This window comes from Paracoccus sp. NBH48 (genome assembly GCF_015390265.1).
In the GTDB taxonomy this organism is placed as follows: Bacteria; Pseudomonadota; Alphaproteobacteria; order Rhodobacterales; family Rhodobacteraceae; genus Paracoccus; species Paracoccus marcusii.
In genome coordinates this window covers 160,001-181,063 of the sequence record NZ_VUOJ01000001.1, presented here as the reverse complement: position 1 = coordinate 181,063, position 21,063 = coordinate 160,001, and the positions used below count along the sequence as shown (strand labels likewise).

The window sequence follows — 21,063 nt, the reverse complement described above, 5'->3', positions numbered from 1 at the left end:
TGCCTCATCTGACGCGAAGCTTGTCACAGCTTCCCGAGCTTTTCCAGATGAGCAGGCACGGTCGGCGACCGTCCGCCGGGTGATTGCATCAGGCCCTGTCCCTTCGCCGGCTTTGCGCAAACGCACGGACCTTTCGTTCAACACTCAGGCCATGCAGCACGATCATGCGGAGCCATCATGCTCGCCTGTTCTACCAGCGATCGATGCATGGCTTTGAGAGAGGATGCCGACAGAACAATGATGCCGCCAGCATGCCTCAAGACCAAGCACAATCATGATTCCTCCAGAAGCACGCGGGTTGAAATCGAGCGCGAGATACCCCTTCGCTGAGGTGCTTCCCATTCCTTTGACGGGATCTGGCGCTTTTCAAGCTCTGATCTGCTCCTGCTGATCGGGTTGCGTTGCGTCTGCTGTCAGTGAGCAGACCACTGCTGGCGGTCGGCCGCCAGGGACCTTGTGCGGCCGGCGGTGGTTGTGGAATTCCATCCAGTTGCGGACACCGGTGCGTGCCTGCAATCCGGTCTCTCAGGCATGCAAATAGACGCACTCGTATTTCAGGGCGCGCCACAGGCGCTCGATGAAGGTGTTGTCCAAGGTGCGCTTGCGAACGCCCTTGCCATCCATCGAGATGCGGACGCCCGACCGTCGCAGGCGGCCTGTCCAGGCAAACGGCGTGAACTGGGACCCTTGACGGCGCATGGCCACTTGGACCGATGGCGCGACCATGCTCCATGGTCATGATGTCCGGCGGTCCGAACCGATAGATGGCCTCGTTCAGCGCCTCGACGCAGAAGTCGGCGTCCCCTCGCCATGGTCCTCGGACCAGTGGCGGACCATGGCTCGATGTTCGAGATCCGCCACGCCAGGACCATGCGGGTGTGCCAGTCCATGATCGCCCCCAGGGAGAGCGAGGCATGAGCCGCCACCGGTCCGAGGCCATGCCGAGCGCCGCGACGCATCGGCAGATAGGTGATGTCCACATACCAGACCTGATTTGGCCGGTCCACCCGCAGGCCGCGCGAGCCAGATAGGGGTAAGTCTTGTGTCCCTTCGTCGGCCGGCCGGTGTTGGACTTCTGCTAGATCGGCATCAGACCCATCAGGCGCATAAGCCGACGTATGCGCTTTTCGTTCACCTTGTGGCCGTTTTCGGGCTTGCGCGGCCCCACTGGGGCCACGGTCCCTGCAACTGCGCAGGTGCCAGGTCATCTGACGGACGCCAAGGAAAGGCGTGTCGAGGAACTGCACGTCGATCAACCGCAATGAGCCATGTGGCCGCCACTGGTTCGAGGTCCATGGCGGACGCGAGGGTCTGGTCCGTTTCACCTTGCAGCATATGGTAAAACGACGAACGAGGGACCTGCAGCAGAGCGCACTGCCGGCCGATCGACAGGTCCGGATGGTCGCGTTCGACCATGCCGTTCGGCATCGTCTCTCGGACCAATGGCGTTCCAGTGCCGCATCACTTCCCGCCCCAGGGCTTCAGCTTTCTTTCCAAAATGAGTTGGCCACCGCCAGTTCTCCGATCTTGGCATGCAGATCCCGGACCTGGTCTTCGTCGATCACCGGCGCCTTGCGGCCACCGCGTTCAAAGACACCGGACGCGCCATCGAGCAACGCGCGTTTCCATTGATCGATCATCGTCGGGTGCACGCCGAACCGGCTCGCCAGTTCCGACACGGTCCCCTCGCCTTTCAGCGCCTCAAGTGCCGCTTTCGTATCGACATCGTCGATCTCCCTCGTGATGAAGATCAGCAGACAGCAAAAACAGAGCTTACGTCAGTGCCCAGCTTTCAGGCGGCACCTCATATTATGTTCTGTGTCTTCACGTTACTCCAAGGCTTTGCGCTCCAAAAAGCTCTGTACGAAGTGTGCTTCTCCAAAGATTTCTTAGCCGGGCTGCAAGCGAATGGGCGAACCGGCAGTAACGCTGACTTCCTGCCAATATCAAAGCCGTAAGCTGACTATCAAAATAGGGGATCGTCAGCCGCAATGCTTACGAACGTCAATCTATATGCGGTCCAGGACGGATGTGTCGCGACAAATCGAACCATGGCCAGCAACGCCGACTGAATTTGAACCGAATAGCCGTTGGCGAAGGATGGCATATCAACATAGCGCGTGCCACGACCAATCAGTTGCACTTAGCTCGCGAAGTCATCGTGAGGCTCGGCCATTGATAGTCCCGCAGACTGCAATCATTGCGCCAACAGGGAGGTATGCTCTGCGGCAACCTCACAAAACCCCTGACATCTCCCTATTATGTCAGCGCAAAATCATAGCGCAACTGCGGTGGAAGTACTGGCCTGTCGCAGGGACAGGCCGACCAGAGACGACCCGCGCCGAGGCCAGCTAGACGAGCGTCGGAGCGGGACGGACAGATGTTCGAAATGCATCGCCTGAACGCGGATAGAACGCACCGGCCGGCGGCTGCAGCGTCATAAGCGTTGTCGGTTTGCGACCATAGGTCGAGGATACCCATGTCGTTCGATGCTGATCTGAAGCGCGGGGGAAGTACGCGACCTAGCATCACGATGCGCAGGGGACGCCAGCATTCCCGCGCCAACGGCGCTTGTTCTCCGTGGATACCGGACGGGTCCACGCTTTCACTTTTGCTTCATCTGTTCGGTAAGCGGTGTCATCAAAAAGCGCAAATTGGCCTGGTAGAGTGGCGGTCGGAGCCTGTCGGTGATAGCGGGCGCGCTCCACAGTCCGTCATTTCCACAACGGCAATGACGGGCCTCTGAAGTGGCGCGTTGCCCGCGTAAGGAATCTGAATGACCCTCTTCCACCTTGTCCTTGTCGCCATCATCCAGGGGATCACCGAGTTCCTTCCGGTCTCCTCCTCTGGCCACCTGATCCTGCTTCCGGAGCTGACCGGCATGCAGGACCAAGGCCTTGTCATCGACGTCGCCGTCCATGTCGGCACGCTTTTCGCGGTAATCCTGTTCTTCCGGCGCGACGTCGCCGCGGCCCTGGCCGGATGTGGCAGGCTGGCCCGGGGCAGGATCGACACGCCCGGCGCGCGGCTGGCCGCGTCACTGATGGTCGCCACGATACCGGTGGTCCTGGTGGGGCTGGTGTTGAAGATGTCCGGCGCGATGGAGATGATGCGGTCGGTGGCCGTGATCGGCTGGACGATGATCATTTTCGGTCTGCTGCTCTACTGGTCCGACCAGCGTGGAGAGGGCCGAAAGCGGACCGCGGACTGGACGATGCGCGACGCCGTCATCGTCGGCCTGTGGCAGGCGGTGGCGTTGATCCCCGGAACCTCGCGATCAGGGGCGACGATCACGGGCGCGCGTGCCCTGGGCTATATCCGCGAGGACGCGGCGCGGATCTCGATGCTGATGTCGATCCCCACCATCATCGCCTCGGCCGCGCTTCTGGCGGGCGATGTCATGTCGGACTTCGACGGTGCAGCGGTCGCACAGGCCGGGATCGCTGCAGGTTTCGCTTTTGTAGCGGCCCTTGTCGCCCTGACCCTGATGATGCGGCTGCTGAAGGCCGTCAGCTTCACGCCGTACGTGGTCTATCGCCTGATCCTGGGCGTCGCGCTGTTGGTCTATGCCTACAGCTGACGCCTGCCATGCGGATCACGCGTTTCTGAAGGAGGTCGGGATTATCATCCCCAAGGGCGCGCGCTAGGCTGTTCGGACAAATCAGAACAAGATCAAGGGGCAGGAAATGAAGACGACATTCGGAGCGATGGGAACGGCCGTTGTCTTGGCGCTGGCAGGATGTGCCGGTGGTGGTGGCTACCACGACAGCCCACTCAATAGTGCCGCGGTCCGGACGGTGGGCGGCGCGGGTGCGGGGGCCTTGGCGGCCGACGCCTTGGGAGGGTCCAAGACCAAGGGCGCATTGATCGGCGCGCTTGCCGGTGGTGCGTCCTGTGTCAACGGAAGCTGCTACTGACGGTAACAAACGACATTGTCGGTGAAGGGTTTACCCACCCCTAGACGGACGGTCCGTCAATACAGATCACCGTCCGTTCACTTTCGATGATCGATGTTCTTGCCTGTTTCCCTGTACTAAATGCGGCGGCGACGCATCCCGGTGTACTGGATCCTTGTCGGACAATGCCTTGCTGCGCCGGCGCCTTACAGATCGCGGCAACTGCCGCCTTCATACCGCCCGGATCCTCACTGCCGGGCGACGCGCAGACCCGTTCGGTATGATGATTGCAGATCGGGTTGAGGCGCACTATGGCCTTGCGTCATCCCTGAATGGTCCCCATGAGAACCTCTGTTCCGCGAACCCGGTTACAAATCCGCCCTCTGCCATACTTGCGGACAGATCTTTCCGCTGACGGCGCTGCATGCCTGAATGTCAGTTCGCCCTGGACTGTCCGCCCTGATCAAGGCGGAGCGACCGGACCGGTCCGGTGGCCGCATCATCTGCCAGACCGATCAGGTGACATTTCGCAGGCAATACGTCGAACGCATGCAAGGACGCGCATGGCGAGCTGTGGGCCTTGGACAAAACCGTGTTTGACAGTCTGGAGGCTGGCACCATTCTGTCGCGCCAGCGGGAGCCGGCCGCTGGACGATCGCCTGACTTTCGGAGACCAGATGGCCAACAGGGTCGCACGTTTTGGCGGCAGCTGGCCGCTCATCCTGGTGTTCGTCGGCGTCCTTGGCGGCCTGGATCGGCACGAACGTTCTGGGCCTGCTGCGGCCGCCCTTCGATCCCTACCCCTTCATCCTCCTCAACCTGATGTTGTCCTGTGTCGCCACCCTGCAGGCACCAATCATCATGATGGGCCAGCGCCGGCAGGAAACCAAGAACCGCCTGCGGGGCGAAAACGACTGTCGCATCAATCTGAAGGCCGAACTGGAAATTCGACAGCTGCACGAAAAGATCCACCATTAGCTTGATCATCAATGGCAGCGCCTGGTCGAGATGCAGCAGATCGGAGAGCCCGCAAACGGAATGCGCCACGCGTACGTCATATCCTTGGGGGATCAGGTAGGTGCGGGTTTCCTGATAAGCATATAGGTTCAATTCGCTGGAGAAATGCCCCTCTGCGGCAAATGAGCAAGCTTCTCCTGTGACATTGGGAAACCGGCTGGCATCGGAACCTCCTTGCCAGCCGGTCGTGAAGCTTCTCAGTCTGGATCAGCCATCACAGGATGAAGTCCGATGCCGCCAGGTCGTGGATGCCAAGGATGCGGATCTGGGCTTCGGCTGCGACGTCGGTGTCCGTGTCGATCTGAACGAACGTGTCCGTCCCGTTGTTGAAGACGCGCACCTGATTGGTCCCGCCGGATGCGAAGCCCCCCGATCCCACGAACTGGAAGGCCAGCCCTGCCATGTCGCCGATGTCGATGACATCGCCGCCCGCCGATCCCGCCTGACCGAAGTCCATGATCACGTCCGACGCCGCCAGCGTGCTGTGGGCGGGTGTCGCGAAGACGAAGACGTCATCGCCCAGCCCGCCGACAAGGACGTCCAAACCCGCGCCGCCGATCAGCATGTCGTTGCCCGCATCACCCTCCAGTGTGTCGTTGCCGTTCACGCCGCTGAGCGTGTCGTCACCGTCGCCGCCCCATAGGTGGTTGGCCCCTGCACTGCCGAAGGCGATGTCCGCGCCACCGCCCAGGATCAGGGCCTCGACCGACTGGACGCGGTCGGACAGCGCTGCCGTCGTGCCCGTTCCTAGGATCGTCGCCGTGGCAAAGGAAATATCGACCGACAGGTCGCCGGAATAGGCGGACAGGTCCAGCGTGTCGAAGCCTGCTGCACCGGTGTAGAGGTCGCTGGCATCATCGGCCCTCGCCACGAAGAAGTCGTTTCCACCCCCACCGTTCAGCGTGTTGGCCTGATCGTTCCCGGTCAGGACATCGGCACCGTTCCCGCCCTGAACGGAGGCGATGTTGGCAACCGAGGCAAAGCCCGACGCCGTCCCCGCGCCCAGGTCGACGACGACGCCGGCCGATCCGGCAGCATAGACCAGCCGGTCCGCACTGCCCGCAAGATCGACGTGGACCTGTTCGACTGAGGTGATCGCGGTGAACCCGGTCAGCGCAGTCAGCGCGGCACCGTTCCAGGTTGCAGTCAGGGTCTCGTTCGCGGCGGTGCCAGAGATGCGCATCCGGTCGGTGCCATCGCCGCCATCGACCGCATCATTCCCGTCACCCCATGCAAAGAGGATCAGGTCGTCCCCCGCGCCGCCCTGAACCTGGTCGTTGTTGCGCCCGCCGATCAGGATGTCGCGCCCAGCGCCGCCGGTCAGCTGATCGTTTCCGGCCTGTCCGAACAGGACGTCGTCCCCCGTGCCTCCCGTCAGGACATCCGTTCCGGCCAGGCCGTACATCAGGTCGTCCCCGGCCCATCCTGCCATGGTATTGGCCGCGTTGCTGCCGGTCAGGACCTGCAGGCGTTCCGTCCTGCTGACCCCCGACGTCGCAAAGGTCAGATCCAGCTGGTGCGTCTGATTGAGGCCAAGCGTGCCGGTCACGGCAAGCGTCCCGTCGGCTGCAACGCCGAACAGGGGACTGCTGCCGGCACCCAGGGCAAAGGTGCCGGGGACGCCTTCGGCGGTGATGCGGCCGATGGTGGCACCGATGGCCGGCAAGGCCGCAGGGGCGCCATCGACGTCCAGCGCCAGGTTCACGTTGATGCCGATGGGCGTGTCGATGGCGATGACCTGATCGGTGAATTCCAGATCCTCGACGTTGCGGATCAGATCGATATCATCGAAGGCCGCGCGCCCGTCCCCGCCCAGGTCGCGGACAGAGATGAAGCCGTCGCCGTTCATGTCACGCGCCGCCTGGATCAACGTGCTTCCCGGCAACTGCGTGCCGCGCCCCTCGATCTCGTATTCGTCCAGCGCGCCTGCAAAGACCGCCCTGTCACGGGCCGTGCCAGGTGCCGCCGTCACGATCTCGCGGACGATGGACATGTCGCCGGGGTTGATCGTACGGTCCAGCAGCAGCGAGGTCAGCGACCGCCCCCCAAAGGCCTGCGCAGAGAAGTCCGGCCGCCCGTCGGCACCCATCGCATAGACCCTGCCCGCATACGGTCCGGCGGCCGCCTGAGAGCTGTTCAGCGATTCCGCGGAATACACGGTTCCGTCGACCACGATGCGGATGCGGACATTAAGCCAGGCGTCGCCGTCGATGACGTCGAAGCCGCCGCGCCCCATCATGCGATCGGACCCGGCGCCACCCATGATCAGGTTACCGTCCCGGAAGCTTGTGGCTCCCGGTCCGCCAAGGGTCTCCAGCGCGCCGTCGAACCAGTTGCGCAGCCCGTTGATGCGGTCGATGCCCGCCGCGGTCAAAACGTGGTCGTCAAAGCTGCCCGCCGCATCCGTGTCGCCCACGGTCCCGCCACGGTTGTCGCCAAGCAGTGTGTCGTTGTGGATCCAGCCCGACATACCCTCCATCAGGTCAAAGCGGTCACGCAGGATGTCCGCAGGCGCCGATGTGAAGATCGGGATGTTGAAGTCCCAGTTCACACCGGCCACGTCGTATTTCGCGCTGGCCCAGTCAAAGCCGAACATGCCCTCGAAGCGCTGGACGCCGATCCCGGACAGGGCGATGTCGTCGCCCGATTCAAGATCGTAGTCCTGGTCGTTGCCCTGGCCCCAGGCCACATCATGGCCGATGATGGTCGAGTTGAAGAACAGTTCCGAATTGTCGCCCGAGATGACGTCGAATCCCTCTCCGCCCTCGATCCAGTCGTTGCCTTCGTTACCCAGCAGGTTGTCCCCGCCGGAACCGCCCAGGATGAAGTCGTCGCCCTCGCCACCGAAGGCCTCGCCCGCGTCCTGACCGACCAGCAGCGCGTCCCGCCCCTCGCCGCCGAACAGCAGGTTGATGCCCCGGGACGACGAGACGACGTCGTTGCCCCGTTCGCCGCGCAGGAAGTTGTCGCCGAACGTGTCCTCGATGATGTCGTCACCGTTGCCGCCGAAGACCTGGTCGGCCCCTGCCCCGCCGTTCAGGTAATCGTTGCCGCCATCGCCCCACAGCGCGTCGTCACCCAGATCCGACTTGATGTAGTCGTCACCCTCGGTCCCGCCCAGGACGACATGTTCACCGCCGCGGAAATGCAGCTCTCCGCCGACCTGATGGCCGTTCGCGTCGGTGACACCGGAATCCACCCGGATCACCTTGGGGTCGAGGCTCTGAATGATCGGGTCGTCCCAGACCGGATCGCGGCCAGCACCCGCGCCGTTGTAGTCGCGCTGTGCGATGGCACGGTCCAGCTCCAGTATCATGTCCGGGGTCAGGAACAGGTTCGCGTTGATATGCGTGGCATAATCGCCGCTCAGCGCCGAGTTGCGCATGACGATGTCGGCGAAGGTGTTCGCCTCAAGCGCGTCAAGCAGGTTCAGACCCTGCGTGCGCGACAGGTAATAGAACCGGTCGCCATTCTGCAGCTGCTCCATCTGGTATTCGAAGATGAAGCCGAAGGTGGTGCCCAGCATGCCGCCGAACTCGGTCACCTTCTCGGCCAGGCCGCCGATCCACAGGTCGACATTGTCCAGCCCGCCCCGGTCGTTGCCGGCGCCGTAGCCGCCCCGCCCGTTGAGGAAGTTCAGCCGATCCTCGTTCGTGTAGGTCACGCCGCGTATCGTCACGCCATCGCTGTTGGTGCCGTCGCCGAACAGCAGCATGGTGGCAGCCTCGCGCTTGTCGGCGAGGGTCGTGGCCGAGGTGATCGACGCATGGTTTCCATAAGCCGCGATGAAGTTCGCGATCGAGAACGGGTTCTTCAGATACTGCGTGAAATCGGTCCAGCTGGCATAGGGCTTCAGGTCCGGCAGGCCGAAGTCGTTGTAGAGCTGGGCCCGCGTCTCGTTCAGCGACGGGACGCCGGTATCGCGTGCCCGCGCGATGTTCAGCGCGGCAAGATCCAGAGGAAGACCCAGCAGGTTGCTGCGCAGGGCGGGGACGATGAACTCGTCGATCTCACTGCCCACATCCGAGGTCAGGCCCCGGATGAACGCCGCCTGCGCCTCGTCCAGCGAACTGCCTGACCCGGTGAAGGCTTCTGGGTTCAGGAACGCTTCGATCAGCGACATCTGTTCAGCATCACCGTTCACCGGCATCAGCTGGGCGTCCAGCCGGTCCACGGTGTCTGTCAGCATCGAATGGCCAAAGCGATAGACCGCATGCGCGAACTCGGCCATGATCGAGGGATCGATATCGGCGGAATTGGTGAAGACGAACGGATCGATCCCGGGCTGTATGCGACGGGCGAATTCCTCGAACACCATGTGCTGGTACTGCATCTCGGTCGTGAACCGCGCAGCCTGGAACAGGCGTTCACCATTCCACACCAGATCGGCCGGGTCGACCGTGGTCAGGTCCGTGCCTTGGGCCAGCGGTACCAGCAGCCATTCGTTGATGAATGACACGTCACCCGAATCCAGGATGGTGTGCTTGTTCTCATCGACCATGCGGTTGTGTTCCGAATGGAAGATCGAGTGGATCGACTGAAGGGCGATGTTCTCGTTGCCGCGCCCGTCGCCCGACACGATGTGCAGATCCAGCATTTCGTCGTCATAGGTCTGGGCGTTGTTGTCATCGCCCGTGACGCTGTCCCCGTCAGCCGTCGTCGTGCTGCTAGGCGCCGCATGGTGGGCGATGTCCACCAGGAAGGCCGGACCGGCCGCGATGCTGCCCTGCGTCGTGATCCCTTCGGCGGTGCCCTCGCGCAGCCAGGGGCCGGAATGGGTGGCGTCGGGTGCCATGACCATCTGGGCATAGCCGTTCGGCCCGGTGATCAGGTTACCATAGGCATCGGTCGCCAACAGCGGCACCCGGTGGACGTCCATGTCCTCCAGGCGGATGCCCAGGACCGACAGCGCCTGCGCCTTGACGTCGGCCCACGTCCCCACCGCACCGTCCAGAGAGCCGGTCTCGCTCGACGCGTCCAGCAGGTGGCCCGTGGAATAGGCCTTGGTCACCCCATCGATCTCGACGCGGACCTGCTCTCTCAGGAACACCTGATGCGAGGCGTGCGAAGTATAGGTCTGGTTCTGGTCGACGAAAGACGTCGTGGCATTGACGTGCTGCTCCACCCCGTTCTCGTCCAGGACCGGGGTGGCCCGGGTCAGCGCCATGAACCGCAGGCTTGCGGGAAGATCGTCGCCCGTGCCGAAAATCTGGTCGGCGCCGGCAATCAGTGGGTCATCGGCCTGCAGCGGAATGAAGACAGTGCCGTTGCCGCCCTTGTTCACAAGGTCCAGACCATGGTCGAAGAACTGGCCGAAGATGGTCATGAAGCTGTTGAAGGGCGCAGTCAGGCCGACATCGGGCGACACATGGTCGATGATCAGGCCCCCCTCCGGACCGGTGGCCAGCCCGTAATCCTCCAAGGTGTCCGCTAGGAAGTCCGCGGTCTGGGCGGGTGTTCCGGCAGTCTGCGCCTGCTGCACCGCGGTATTGTAATCCGCCTGCGCCTCGGCAAGGTCGGCCTGCGCGGCGTCTCGCACCGTCGCGGCGGCGTCGGCCTGATCCTCTGCCGAGGCCAGTCCGGCCTGGATCGCGTCCATGCTGTCGGCGGCATGGCCGTCCGATCCCAGCACCGCCCCGAAGGCCTCTACAGCTTCGACCAGCGCCGCCTCATCAATGGGAAGGCTCTGGGCGGCGGTGTCCAGAAACTCCAGCAGTTGTTGAGCAGCGTCGGCCACCGCCTGAGCGGCGGGAACGGCATCACCGCCCAAGGCGGTCGTCACCGCATCCGCAGCCTCTTTGGCGGTGACGGCGGCAGCCAAGGCCGTGGCAAGAGATCCAGTGACGTCGTTTCCGCCCTCCACGTCGGCGACAAGTACCGTCAGCGCGTCGCTGGCCGCGTCGGCGGCCTCCGCCGCAACCTCCGCCAGCGGACCGGCCGAGGTGAAATGTGCCACGCGCAGCTCCGCGGCGTTGAAGGCTGCGACGGCCGCGCCATGGTCCGCGGTCTCGGCGCTCAACGCTGTTTCGGCGGCCTCCACGGCGGCGTCGGCCCCCTTGGCGTTCAGCGTCGCCTGGTAGGCCACCGTGATCGCGGCGACGGCGGTATTCGCATCGACGCCCGTCGTTCCCACGGCCTTCAACGCCGCATAGATGGCCGCGACATTGGCGGGCGTCTGGTCCACGATCAGGTTTGAGATCGTGCGCGGATCGCTGTCCACGACATTGCCGCTGTTCCCGTAGTTCGTGTTCGAGATTCCAAAGAACGGGTTTTCGTCACCCTCGTTCGAATAGACCGGGTCCAACAGGCGCGGAAAGGGCGTGTCCCCTGCCCCGTTGCTCTCGGTTCCGGGCAACAGGCTGTTGTCGCTGCCGTCCACGGTCCGCAGGCCCACCGGCATCAGGGCCGCATCCGCGGCGCTGACGCCGTAGACCGCCTGGATCGCCTCCACGGTCGTCATGCCCGGCGTCGATGCCTGGAGTTCGGAAACCTGGATCTGCTTCAGAATGAAGCTCAGGTCATGCACGTTCACATGAAAGCTCGTTGCCATGATCATCTCCCTGACGTGACCAGAGGCCGGCGCATGACAGGGTGATCTCCCTCACCATGGGCGGAGAGGCGTTCACGTCGGCGCAAGCCATTTACAAGATACGTGGTCCACCCCCGGTATCGGGACGGCGGCCCATGTCGACAGGTTACGCCAAGACGGGCCGTCCCCAATACGGCGTTAGGTCCCCAGCAATGGCGACTTTCGTCGCCATGGCGTCTGCGACCGACGAATCGCCGGATGGATCACACGGGCCTTGGCACAACGCCCGGTGTGGGCGCGCAGATTGCCATGCAACTTCAGGAAGATGGCGATTCTTCGGCCCGCTGTTTTCAGGCACCGAAATCATACGGAACATCGCAATAGGACCGGATCGGAACTGATAACGCCTATGTGAACGAGGGGGCATATGCTACCTTGTGGACTACATCCGACGGCATATCCCGAAACTCGTGGTGGGTGGTTTGACCGGCATGTCTGACGCTCCTCTCCTCTCGCCGGAAACGCGCTCTCGGCCTGTCTGGCAGGGCCTGGGTCTGTTGCGGCGCCATCTGTCCAGCTGCGCGCTGATCATCGTCGTGGGGCTGGCCATTCTGGGCGTCTGGACGGCATCGCGCCTGCAGCAGACCGTCGAGACGGAGGTCGGGCATCGCGCTGCGACCGTGCTTGGATCTATGCTAAAGCGGCATGCCGAGGATCTGGCGGCGGATACGCTGTCGCCGGAACTTATCGGTGTCATCGATACGTATTTTCATGACATCTCTGATGCGCTCGGCATTTCCGAAATGAAGATATGGAATGCCCAAGGCACCATTCTTTACGCATCGCGCCCCGGCCTGACGGGCTCCGCGCAGCCCGTCAGCGACGAGCTGGCAACCGCGCTTGCAGGAGAGATATCAGTATCGGTCGGCGACACCTTCCACGTGGAATCCGGCTGGCCCAGCACCACCACGGGCCCCCAGCAGTTCGAGATCTATGTCCCGATCCGCATCCGTTCGCTCAACCGGATCGTCGCGGTGGCGGAGTACTATCAGAACGCGGCCGTCGTTTCGGACGCACTGACCCGCGCCCGCTGGCAGACCTGGGGACTGTTGACCGTCATCGGGGCCATGTTCGTCGCCATCCTGGTCATGATCCTTCGTTATGGCGATGCGGTGATCCTGCGGCAGCGCACCGATCTGAGCGCACGGATGGCCGACCTGGTCCTGCTGCTTGACCGAACAAGGGAGACACAGGCCAGGATCCATCAACGCACCATCCGCCTGCAGGAGGAGCAGAAGGCGCAGCTTCGTCAGATCAATTCGGACATCCATGACGGGATCGGCCAATTGCTTACCGTTGCCCTGCTGCGCATGAAGTCCGCGCCGCCTTCAAGCGGACCGCAGGAAGACGGGGTGCAAAGCGTTCGGCTTATCCTCGAAGAGGCTATGAGCGAGGTCCAGGCCCTGCTGAGCGGCACCAGCCAGAGACCGGTCGCCGAACTGCCCCTGGCGGACGCGGTTTCCGCCCTTGTTGAGGACCATCGGCGCCGAACCTCGACGGAAGTCCGCACCGTTCTGGCGGACCGCCTGCCGGAGCCAAGCCTGCCCGTCAAGGTCGCCATCTGCCGTGTCGTGCAGGAGGGGCTGCACAACGCCTTCAAGCATGCGGGGGGACGGGATCAACAGGTGCATCTGTACGTCGATCACGGCACCCTGGTCATCGCGGTCAGCAACGACGCCCGTCACGGTCAGGACGCATGCCGTGATGTCACCCGCCAGCCGATGGGCCTGCGCAATCTGCGGCATCGCATCGAGAATCTGGGGGGCATCTTTCAGGTTCTGGATCTGGAACACCACCGCATGGAAATCCGGGCCAGCTTTCACGAGTACAGCATGGAGCATAGCCATGAGTGAGATCAGCGTTGCCGTCGTCGACGACCATCCCATCGTTCGAGAGGGATTGATCCAGGTGATCGGGAGCTTTGGCGGATTTCGCGTGACCGGTGCGGGCCATTCCGCCGCGGACGCGATCGACCTAGTTCGGCGTGACGCCCCCGACATCCTGATCCTCGACCTCGAGATCCCCGGTTCGGGCATCGAGGCCATTCGGGCCATCACCCATGCCGGGTCCCAAACCCGCATCCTGATCCTGACGATATCAGAGCGGCCACAGGACGTGATGGAAGCGATGCGCTTGGGCGCCGCCGGCTACGTCCTCAAAGGGATCAGCGGTGACGAGCTGTTTCATGTTCTGAACCGACTCGTCAATGGCATCGGCCATATCACCCCGCATCTGGCAGCGCGCGTCTTGGGGTCGTGGGGAGCCGCACCGGCGCTGGAGATCGAGGCAGATGCCAGCATCCTGAGCAAGCGCGAAGGAGAGATATATGTCCTGATCCGCCGGGGTTGCTGCAACAAGGAGATCGGCCGGTCACTTAACCTCAGCGAAAAGACGGTGAAGCATTATCTGACAAACATCTTCCGCAAGCTTGATGTCCGAAACCGCACGGAAACTGGCGATGCACGCGTACAACATACCCACTCATGTCACCCAGAACCGGATGCTGAGCATCAACTGCTCTCGAAATGCGGCACGGTGAAGTCATCCACGCCAAGAGAGAGAAACAGCCCCCGGTTTTTGCAATCGAACGCCCCTCCCGCAAGGCCTTGGCGCGGACCGAGGCAGAGAACGCGGCTCTCGTGACCGCTACCAAGAACAGGCCATATTACCCATGCCGGCATTCCTTGGCTGCGGCACCTTCGGCACGCGCGGCCCCACCTGCACTTCTGACCCTTTGACGGGTGGGATCCAGCACCCGGTGCAACCGTGATCACAGAAGTTTATCCGAAGCTGTGGTCGGCTGGTAATCCTCCCCATCGTTAAGGGGGTTTATTCGTAGAATTTTCTCGTAGCGTGAGCTGAGGAGATTCGAATGAGAAAGACCCGATTTACCGAGCCGCAGATCATGGCTGTGCTGCGCCAGGCCGAAGGCGGTGTTGCGGTGCCGGAGCTGTGCCGAGAGCATGGGATCAGCAGCGCGAGCTTTTACAAATGGCGGGCGAAGTATGGCGGTATGGATGCGTCCATGATGAGCCAGATGAAGGCGCTGGAGGATGAAAACCGGCGGCTGAAGCGCATGTTCGCGGACCTGAGCATGCAGGCCGACCTGCTCAAGGAAGCTTTGGGAAAAAAGTGACGCGGCCAGCTCAACGCCGCGAGTTGGCCGCGAGGGCGGTGGCAACGAAGGGGGTCAGCATTGCGCTGGCCTGCCGCACATTTGGGGTCAGCGAGACGTGCTTTCGTTACAGCCCGAAGCGCTGTGCCGAGAACGAGACCATCGCGGATCTTCTTGAGGGCCTGACCAAGGCGCACAGAACCTGGGGCTTCGGCCTATGCTTCCTGTATCTGCGCAATGTCCGTGGCCATGCCTGGAACCACAAGCGCGTTCGCCGGATCTACTGCGAACTGGAACTGAACCTGCGGATCAAGCCAAGGCGGCGCATCAAGCGGCACAAGCCGGACGTGCTCTCGGTTCCAGACGCGCCGAACCTCGTGTGGTCCATGGACTTCATGGCCGACCGTCTGGCCGATGGTCGCCAATTCCGGCTGCTGAACGTGCTCGACGACTTCAACCGCGAGGGTCTGGGCATTGAGGTCGACTTTTCGCTTCCGGCCGAGCGCGTGGTTCGGGCGCTGAACCAGATCATCGAGTGGCGCGGCAAGCCCATGGCCATCAGGGTCGACAACGGCCCGGAATACATCAGCGCAACCTTGGCAATCTGGGCCGCAAAGCAGGGCATTGTCCTGACCCACATCCAGCCCGGCAAACCGCAGCAGAACGCTTACGTCGAGCGCTACAACCGCACCGTCCGCCATGAATGGCTCGACCTCTACATTTTTGAAACCATCGCGGAGGCACAGAGTATCGCAACCGACTGGCTCTGGACTTACAACAACGAGCGACCCAACATGGGCATCGGCGGCATAACACCCGCACAGAAACTGAAAATGGCTGCGTGAGTTCTACGACCAAACCCCGTTAAAACGGGGAGGATTGCCGAAGCATCTGACATTGAGCCAGTAATAGGAGCTTTGCTGACCATTGGTTCGGTGATTTGGTCAGTTGCGGACAAGCGGGTACGATGAGATCCGGGAACGTTCGTGACCAAATGTCATGTTTGTCTCACACTTGGTCACGATCCCAAAAGCATGAAAATGCTGTCGATTCAACTGGAAACCTGTCAAATCAATATTGTCCAAACCATCCACCCAAAAGCGAGTTGTTTTCCGAATGCCCGACTTCCAGCAACAGTACGCCCTCTGGGATGAATTCTTGAGTGTTTGGCCAGCGTCGCGCTTGGCCTCGATGACAATCGACGAATATACCCAAGCTGGTTCGCAGGACAGCTTCACCTATTGGATCGAGTCGCGCTTAGACAAGATGGGCAGTATCTGGGGCGGGTCAGCGTTCAAGTTTGGGGTCTTCTCTCGCAAAAGCACTGAAAGCAAGCCGTCCAACGCCAAACTTAGCTATTCTGACGATTACGGCTGGTATTCAACCCTTGGCGACACAGCGGATGAAGCCTTCGAGAAGGTGCGTGGACATGTTGTGCAGGTCGCGCAGCTTGCATCAGAGGGCGACCTTGACGCTATCGAAGCATTCGAACATTTAGGTGAGGCCTTCAAGTGGAAGATCGCCTTTCACTATCAAGACCGGCAGGCGCCGGTACTGGTGCATATTTTCAAACGCGATTGGCTCGCCACCTTCTTAGGCGACACAGCGAAATCCAATATGGCCACTTTGCAGAACGCAGTAATTGCCAAACGCCCTTCCGATCTTGGCATTCTGGAATTTGCGCAAGAAGTCTGGGAAACAGTGAGCAAAAAACTCCTCAAGATCTGGAAGCTTTCGCATGGTGTAAAGGACTTTTCACCTCAGGAGCGAGAAACCTACCTCGAAAAAAACCTTGGTGTCATGCATGGCGAAACTGAAAAAGGTCAGGGAAAAGAGTTTCAGAAAGCTGAGGTAGGTTCCTTGTTCTATCTGTGCCACGGCAATGAAAAAGTCGTTCTGATTGGCCAATTTACGTCCGAAGCCGAACCGTGTGAAAAAGGCGATGGCTGGCTTCAGCGTCACTATCGCGTACTTAAAAAGGCAGTCAAGGATGGTAAGTATGAAGGCAGTCAAAAGGGCTGGACGCCAAACTATCGCTCCACTTTCAAACTTGTAGGCACGCATGATCTGCCAGAGTTTGAGGCAGCCTTGCTTCAACCGTTCTTCGATATGGATTTGGCCGAGTTGGCGGCGCTGTCAGGTGAGCCTATAGAGCCAAACAACTTCGGAAACGATCAAGAACCTTCATTTCAGGCCGTTCCGACAAAAGTTCTGGCCAGCGAACCTGTCGCCGCCTGCGTTAATCGCATCTATTACGGACCGCCCGGCACCGGGAAAACCTACGCGCTGACCCAATTACTGAAGAGCGACTATGAACAACAAGCCGAATCGATATCTGCCGATGCATGGCGCAATCAGATTATTTCCGAAAAAATCGCGGCGCTCACGTGGTGGGAAGGTTTGGCAGCAGCGTTGTACGACCTGGGTGGCAAAGCAAAGGTGCCGGATTTGGCTGCGCATCGCTTCATCCAGGCTATCGCTAGCGCCAAAAGCCGTGTCAGCGGCATAAATCAGACGCTGTGGGGAACGCTTCAAAACCATACCATCCTAGATTCCACCACAGTCAACCTTAAGCTACGGCTTGGTCCCGCCATCTTTGACAAATCAGCAGGTTCCATTTGGCGGTTTGCCGGTGACTGGGACGAAATCGGTGCTGAGCTGCGTGACCTGGTAGATGAGCTGAAAGCTGGGCCAAAGGACGATGCCACTGTTCAGCGTTACAGTTTCGTCACCTTTCACCAGTCCTATGGTTATGAGGAATTCGTCGAAGGTCTACGGCCAGTTCTGGCAGGCGATGCCGAAGAAGGCGAAGTAGCCTATGAGATCCGTCCGGGGGCATTCAAGGAGCTGTGCCGCAAAGCCCGACAGGCGCCGGATCAACGTTGGGCAATGGTCATTGATGAAATCAATCGAGGCAATATTAGCAAGATATTCGGCGAGATGATCACATTGATCGAAGGAGACAAGAGGGACCGCCTTGATGGTAGCCCCCCGTCGGCCGAAATTACCTTGGCTTATTCCGGCGAGAAATTTTCTGTACCCGCCAACGTGGATATCATCGGCACGATGAACACGGCGGATCGATCACTGGCCCTACTTGATACGGCTTTGCGCCGTCGTTTCGATTTCGTCCCGCTGATGCCAGACACTCGTGCAGAGAAAATTCCGGCCGAGCCAGACAGCGCACCACTCGCTGGGCTTGTCGTCAAGACCGAGGCTGGCGTGATCGACGTGCGCCTGATGCTCGAGCGTATCAATGATCGTATTGAGGCATTGTATGATCGTGATCATTGCATTGGTCACGCCTATTTCACCGGGCTCGTGAAGTTACAAAGCGACGCGGATCGCTTCCAGACGCTGGCAGCGATATTTCGCAATCGTATCTTGCCACTTTTGGAGGAGTATTTCTTCGAGGACTGGCGTAAAATTCGACTTGTGTTGGCCGACAATCAGAAAGCCAACGCAGCGGATCAATTCATCCGCGAAACTGCCGACCACGATCAGGATTTGTCTGAGCTGTTCGGCAACGATCATGGCCTAGACAGTTACGCGACACGGCAGCGCTATATCCTGCAAGAGTCGGCTTTCAGACAGCCCATGGCCTATATCGGCATCTACAAATCGCATTCCTGATGGTTCGGATCGGGACGCACAAATGGGTGGAGTGACAATCTACGAATTCGGCGCCTTGGTGTCTCAAGACAGCGGCGCTGAGGAATCGGAAGAACTACGTAAAGTTCCTTTCAGCGTATTTGAGTGGCTTGAGGCGCAGGCATTGGCCGCTACTGACACAGGAACTCACGCTTGGTTGCGGCTAACGCAAAAGCGCGGTCAACGCGCTATCCAGGTCACCAGCTTTGTTGGAGTCATTCGAGCTCCAGACGGCTATCAGATCGAGGTGTTGCCGAAAGTTGGCAAGCTCACTGAAGGTGGGGATGTTCAAGCAAGGCAATTGTTGATTGAGATGCTGCGTTGCCTTGGTGGCTTTCGGCACATTCAAACCGACAGCGCCAAGCTAGCTGCCACGCGAATGCCCTTGCTTGAGGTTTTCATCGAAGCGTTTCTTGGCAGTGTTGAGCAGATCGTCAAACGCGGCTTGCGCAGTGACTATAGTGCCCTGCAAGACAATATGTTTGCGCTACATGGCAAACTGCAGATGGCAGCACACTTGCGGCAGAATCTTTGCCGAGGAGATCGCTTCTTTGCCGAATTCGACGATTTCTCTCCGGATCGCGCGGAAAACCGGCTTCTGCATGCTGCGTTACGTCAGGTTCTGTCATGGACAGGATCACAGACGAACGAGCGGCTCGCACGAGAACTATGCTTTGTGTTTGTCGATGTGCCAATCTCCGAACGTCCGTCGGTCGATTTGCTACGGGTGCGCCTGGATCGCGGCATGGCTCACTATTCGGACGCCCTAGCCTGGGCAAGGTTGATCCTAGAGCACGAGTCGCCTTTGACCGGAACCGGCGGGCACCGATCGCCATCATTGCTATTTCCAATGGAGGCAGTTTTTGAGGCCTTTGTCGCCAAGCATTTAAAACGACAGCTTTCTTCCCCTTTCCATCTGAAACCACAGGTAAAGACCTTTTCGCTCGTGAGACATCTTGAACAAAACTGGTTCCGTCTGAAGCCAGATTTCCTGGTGAAGGCTTCGGGCTCAAACTGTCTTGTCCTGGATACGAAATGGAAGCTGCTGGACATCAAGAAGAAGAGCAATGGAACGGACAAGTATGGGCTGAGTCAGGTAGATTTCTATCAGCTTTATGCTTATGGACAGAGCTATCTAGATGGCCATGGCGACATTGTCCTCGTCTATCCAAAGACAGAAGCTTTTAGCCAGGCGCTGCCTGTTTTCGAGTTTCCCAAGTCCAATGGGCTGCGCCTTTGGGTGCTGCCTTTCTGCTTGCAGCAGCGAGTTTTGATCCTTCCGCCATCTGGGGCCTGCGGGACGCTCGACACCCTGTTCGCCGAATTTGCGTGAATTTCCGCATCTGCCCTGTTGAACACGAACTCTCACCGGTTTCACGCGGTTGAGTGCGGGTTTGGCTACTAAGGTGCTGGATTCGCACGCAGTTTGGGTTGTTTTGTTGACCTATTGTTGACCTGGAATTTGGACAGCAAAAGCCCCGCGGAACGCGAGGCGTAATGCATTGTAGTTATTGGTAATATTGGTTGCGGGGACAGGATTTGAACCTGTGACCTTCAGGTTATGAGCCTGACGAGCTACCGGGCTGCTCTACCCCGCGCCAAGGTTGTCCTGATCGGGTTTGTATTATCGTATCAGAGAGATATTGCGTTTCTTACCAGGTCTGGCGGTGACCTACTCTCCCACGTCTTAAGACGCAGTACCATCGGCGCAGCGGCACTTAACGGCCGAGTTCGGGATGGGATCGGGTGTTTTGCTCGCGCTAGGGCCACCAGACCAGGAAAGAAACGCTCAGCGTCGGACCCTTTTGAGGGGTCTGATATTGTCCAAGGATGCTTTGGAGGAAGGAGGGTAATCCTGCTTCTTCCGGATCAAATCAAGCCTATCGAGCCATTAGTACCGGTCAACTGAATGCATTGCTGCACTTACATCTCCGGCCTATCGACGTGGTGGTCTTCCACGGCTCTCAAGGGAGACCTTGTTTTGAGGGGGGCTTCACGCTTAGATGCCTTCAGCGTTTATCCTGTCCGTTCATAGCTACCCAGCACTGCCGTTGGCACGACAACTGGTCCACCAGTGGAACGTCCACCCCGGTCCTCTCGTACTAGGGGCAGCTCCTCTCAAGTCTCCAACACCCACGGCAGATAGGGACCGAACTGTCTCACGACGTTCTAAACCCAGCTCACGTACCTCTTTAAACGGCGAACAGCCGTACCCTTGGGACCTGCTCCAGCCCCAGGATGAGATGAGCCGACATCGAGGTGCCAAACGATGCCGTCGATATGGACTCTTGGGCATCATCAGCCTGTTATCCCCAGCGTACCTTTTATCCGTTGAGCGATGGCCCTTCCACTCGGGACCACCGGATCACTATGGCCGACTTTCGTCTCTGCTCGACTTGTCAGTCTTGCAGTCAGGCTGGCTTCTGCCATTGCACTCAACGACCGATTTCCGACCGGTCTGAGCCAACCTTCGCGCGCCTCCGTTACTGTTTGGGAGGCGACCGCCCCAGTCAAACTACCCACCACGCAGGGTCCCGGACCCGGATAACGGGCCGCGGTTAGACATCAAGAGTGCGAAGGGCGGTATCTCAAGGATGGCTCCACGAGGACTAGCGTCCCCGCTTCAAAGCCTACCGCCTATCCTGCACATCGCAATCCTGATGCCAGTGCGAAGTTGTAGTAAAGGTGCATGGGGTCTTTCCGTCTAACCGCGGGAAGTCTGCATCTTCACAGACAATTCAATTTCGCTGAGTCCACATTTGAGACAGCGGGGAAGTCGTTACGCCATTCGTGCA

The 21,063-nt window shown here is 60.2% G+C and carries 10 protein-coding genes, 1 tRNA gene and 2 rRNA genes (1 of these 13 running past the window's edge); 7 read left to right on the top strand and 6 right to left on the bottom strand.

The window, feature by feature from the left end; all coding sequences use genetic code 11:
- Positions 1–525: 525 nt before the first annotated feature.
- Both F1642_RS16160 and F1642_RS16155 read right to left on the bottom strand, forming a co-directional pair.
- Complete coding sequence (locus F1642_RS16160; protein ID WP_370582731.1) at positions 526–726, bottom strand: hypothetical protein; 201 nt, start codon at positions 724–726, stop codon at positions 526–528.
- A gap of 755 nt (positions 727–1,481) precedes the next feature.
- Positions 1,482–1,733, bottom strand: coding sequence for a transposase (locus tag F1642_RS16155; RefSeq protein ID WP_370582761.1), 252 nt, complete (start codon positions 1,731–1,733; stop codon positions 1,482–1,484).
- 1,043 nt (positions 1,734–2,776) lie between these two features.
- Between F1642_RS16155 and F1642_RS00845 the strand changes: the two genes are divergently transcribed.
- Both F1642_RS00845 and F1642_RS15165 read left to right on the top strand, forming a co-directional pair.
- On the top strand, positions 2,777–3,580 hold the full coding sequence (locus tag F1642_RS00845; RefSeq protein ID WP_046000900.1) for an undecaprenyl-diphosphate phosphatase: 804 nt from the start codon (positions 2,777–2,779) through the stop codon (positions 3,578–3,580).
- Between the two features lie 1,015 nt (positions 3,581–4,595).
- On the top strand, positions 4,596–4,874 hold the full coding sequence (locus tag F1642_RS15165; protein WP_370582730.1) for a DUF1003 domain-containing protein: 279 nt from the start codon (positions 4,596–4,598) through the stop codon (positions 4,872–4,874).
- 253 nt (positions 4,875–5,127) lie between these two features.
- Here F1642_RS15165 and F1642_RS00835 read toward each other — a convergent pair whose 3' ends face one another.
- On the bottom strand, positions 5,128–11,463 hold the full coding sequence (locus F1642_RS00835) for a peroxidase family protein (protein WP_194885210.1): 6,336 nt from the start codon (positions 11,461–11,463) through the stop codon (positions 5,128–5,130).
- A 416-nt stretch (positions 11,464–11,879) separates the two neighbouring features.
- Between F1642_RS00835 and F1642_RS00830 the strand changes: the two genes are divergently transcribed.
- The 5 genes from F1642_RS00830 (at position 11,880) to F1642_RS00810 (ending at position 19,601) form a co-directional block, all read left to right on the top strand.
- Positions 11,880–13,355 carry a sensor histidine kinase gene (locus F1642_RS00830; RefSeq protein ID WP_194885209.1) on the top strand — a complete coding sequence of 492 codons (1,476 nt, stop codon included), beginning with the start codon at positions 11,880–11,882 and terminating at the stop codon, positions 13,353–13,355.
- Complete coding sequence (locus F1642_RS00825) at positions 13,348–14,145, top strand: response regulator transcription factor (protein ID WP_194885208.1); 798 nt, start codon at positions 13,348–13,350, stop codon at positions 14,143–14,145. Before F1642_RS00830 ends, F1642_RS00825 begins: the two co-directional genes overlap by 8 nt.
- 229 nt (positions 14,146–14,374) lie before the next feature.
- A protein-coding gene (locus F1642_RS00820; RefSeq protein WP_139599857.1) for an IS3 family transposase occupies positions 14,375–15,462 on the top strand; the annotation gives its coding sequence in 2 pieces (ribosomal slippage) (positions 14,375–14,624 and positions 14,624–15,462; 1,089 coding nt in all).
- 271 nt (positions 15,463–15,733) lie between these two features.
- Positions 15,734–18,250, top strand: coding sequence for an AAA family ATPase (locus F1642_RS00815; RefSeq protein WP_046000898.1), 2,517 nt, complete (start codon positions 15,734–15,736; stop codon positions 18,248–18,250).
- 31 nt (positions 18,251–18,281) lie between these two features.
- Entirely contained in the window at positions 18,282–19,601 is a 1,320-nt protein-coding gene (locus F1642_RS00810; RefSeq protein WP_206692628.1) for an McrC family protein, read from the top strand.
- A gap of 188 nt (positions 19,602–19,789) precedes the next feature.
- Here the strand turns inward: F1642_RS00810 and F1642_RS00805 are convergent.
- The 3 genes from F1642_RS00805 to F1642_RS00795 all read right to left on the bottom strand — a co-directional run.
- Positions 19,790–19,866 (bottom strand) — tRNA-Met (locus tag F1642_RS00805).
- A 61-nt stretch (positions 19,867–19,927) separates the two neighbouring features.
- A 5S ribosomal RNA gene (gene rrf / locus F1642_RS00800) occupies positions 19,928–20,042 on the bottom strand.
- 96 nt (positions 20,043–20,138) lie between these two features.
- Positions 20,139–21,063 (bottom strand): 23S ribosomal RNA (locus F1642_RS00795); it runs 1,908 nt beyond the window's last position.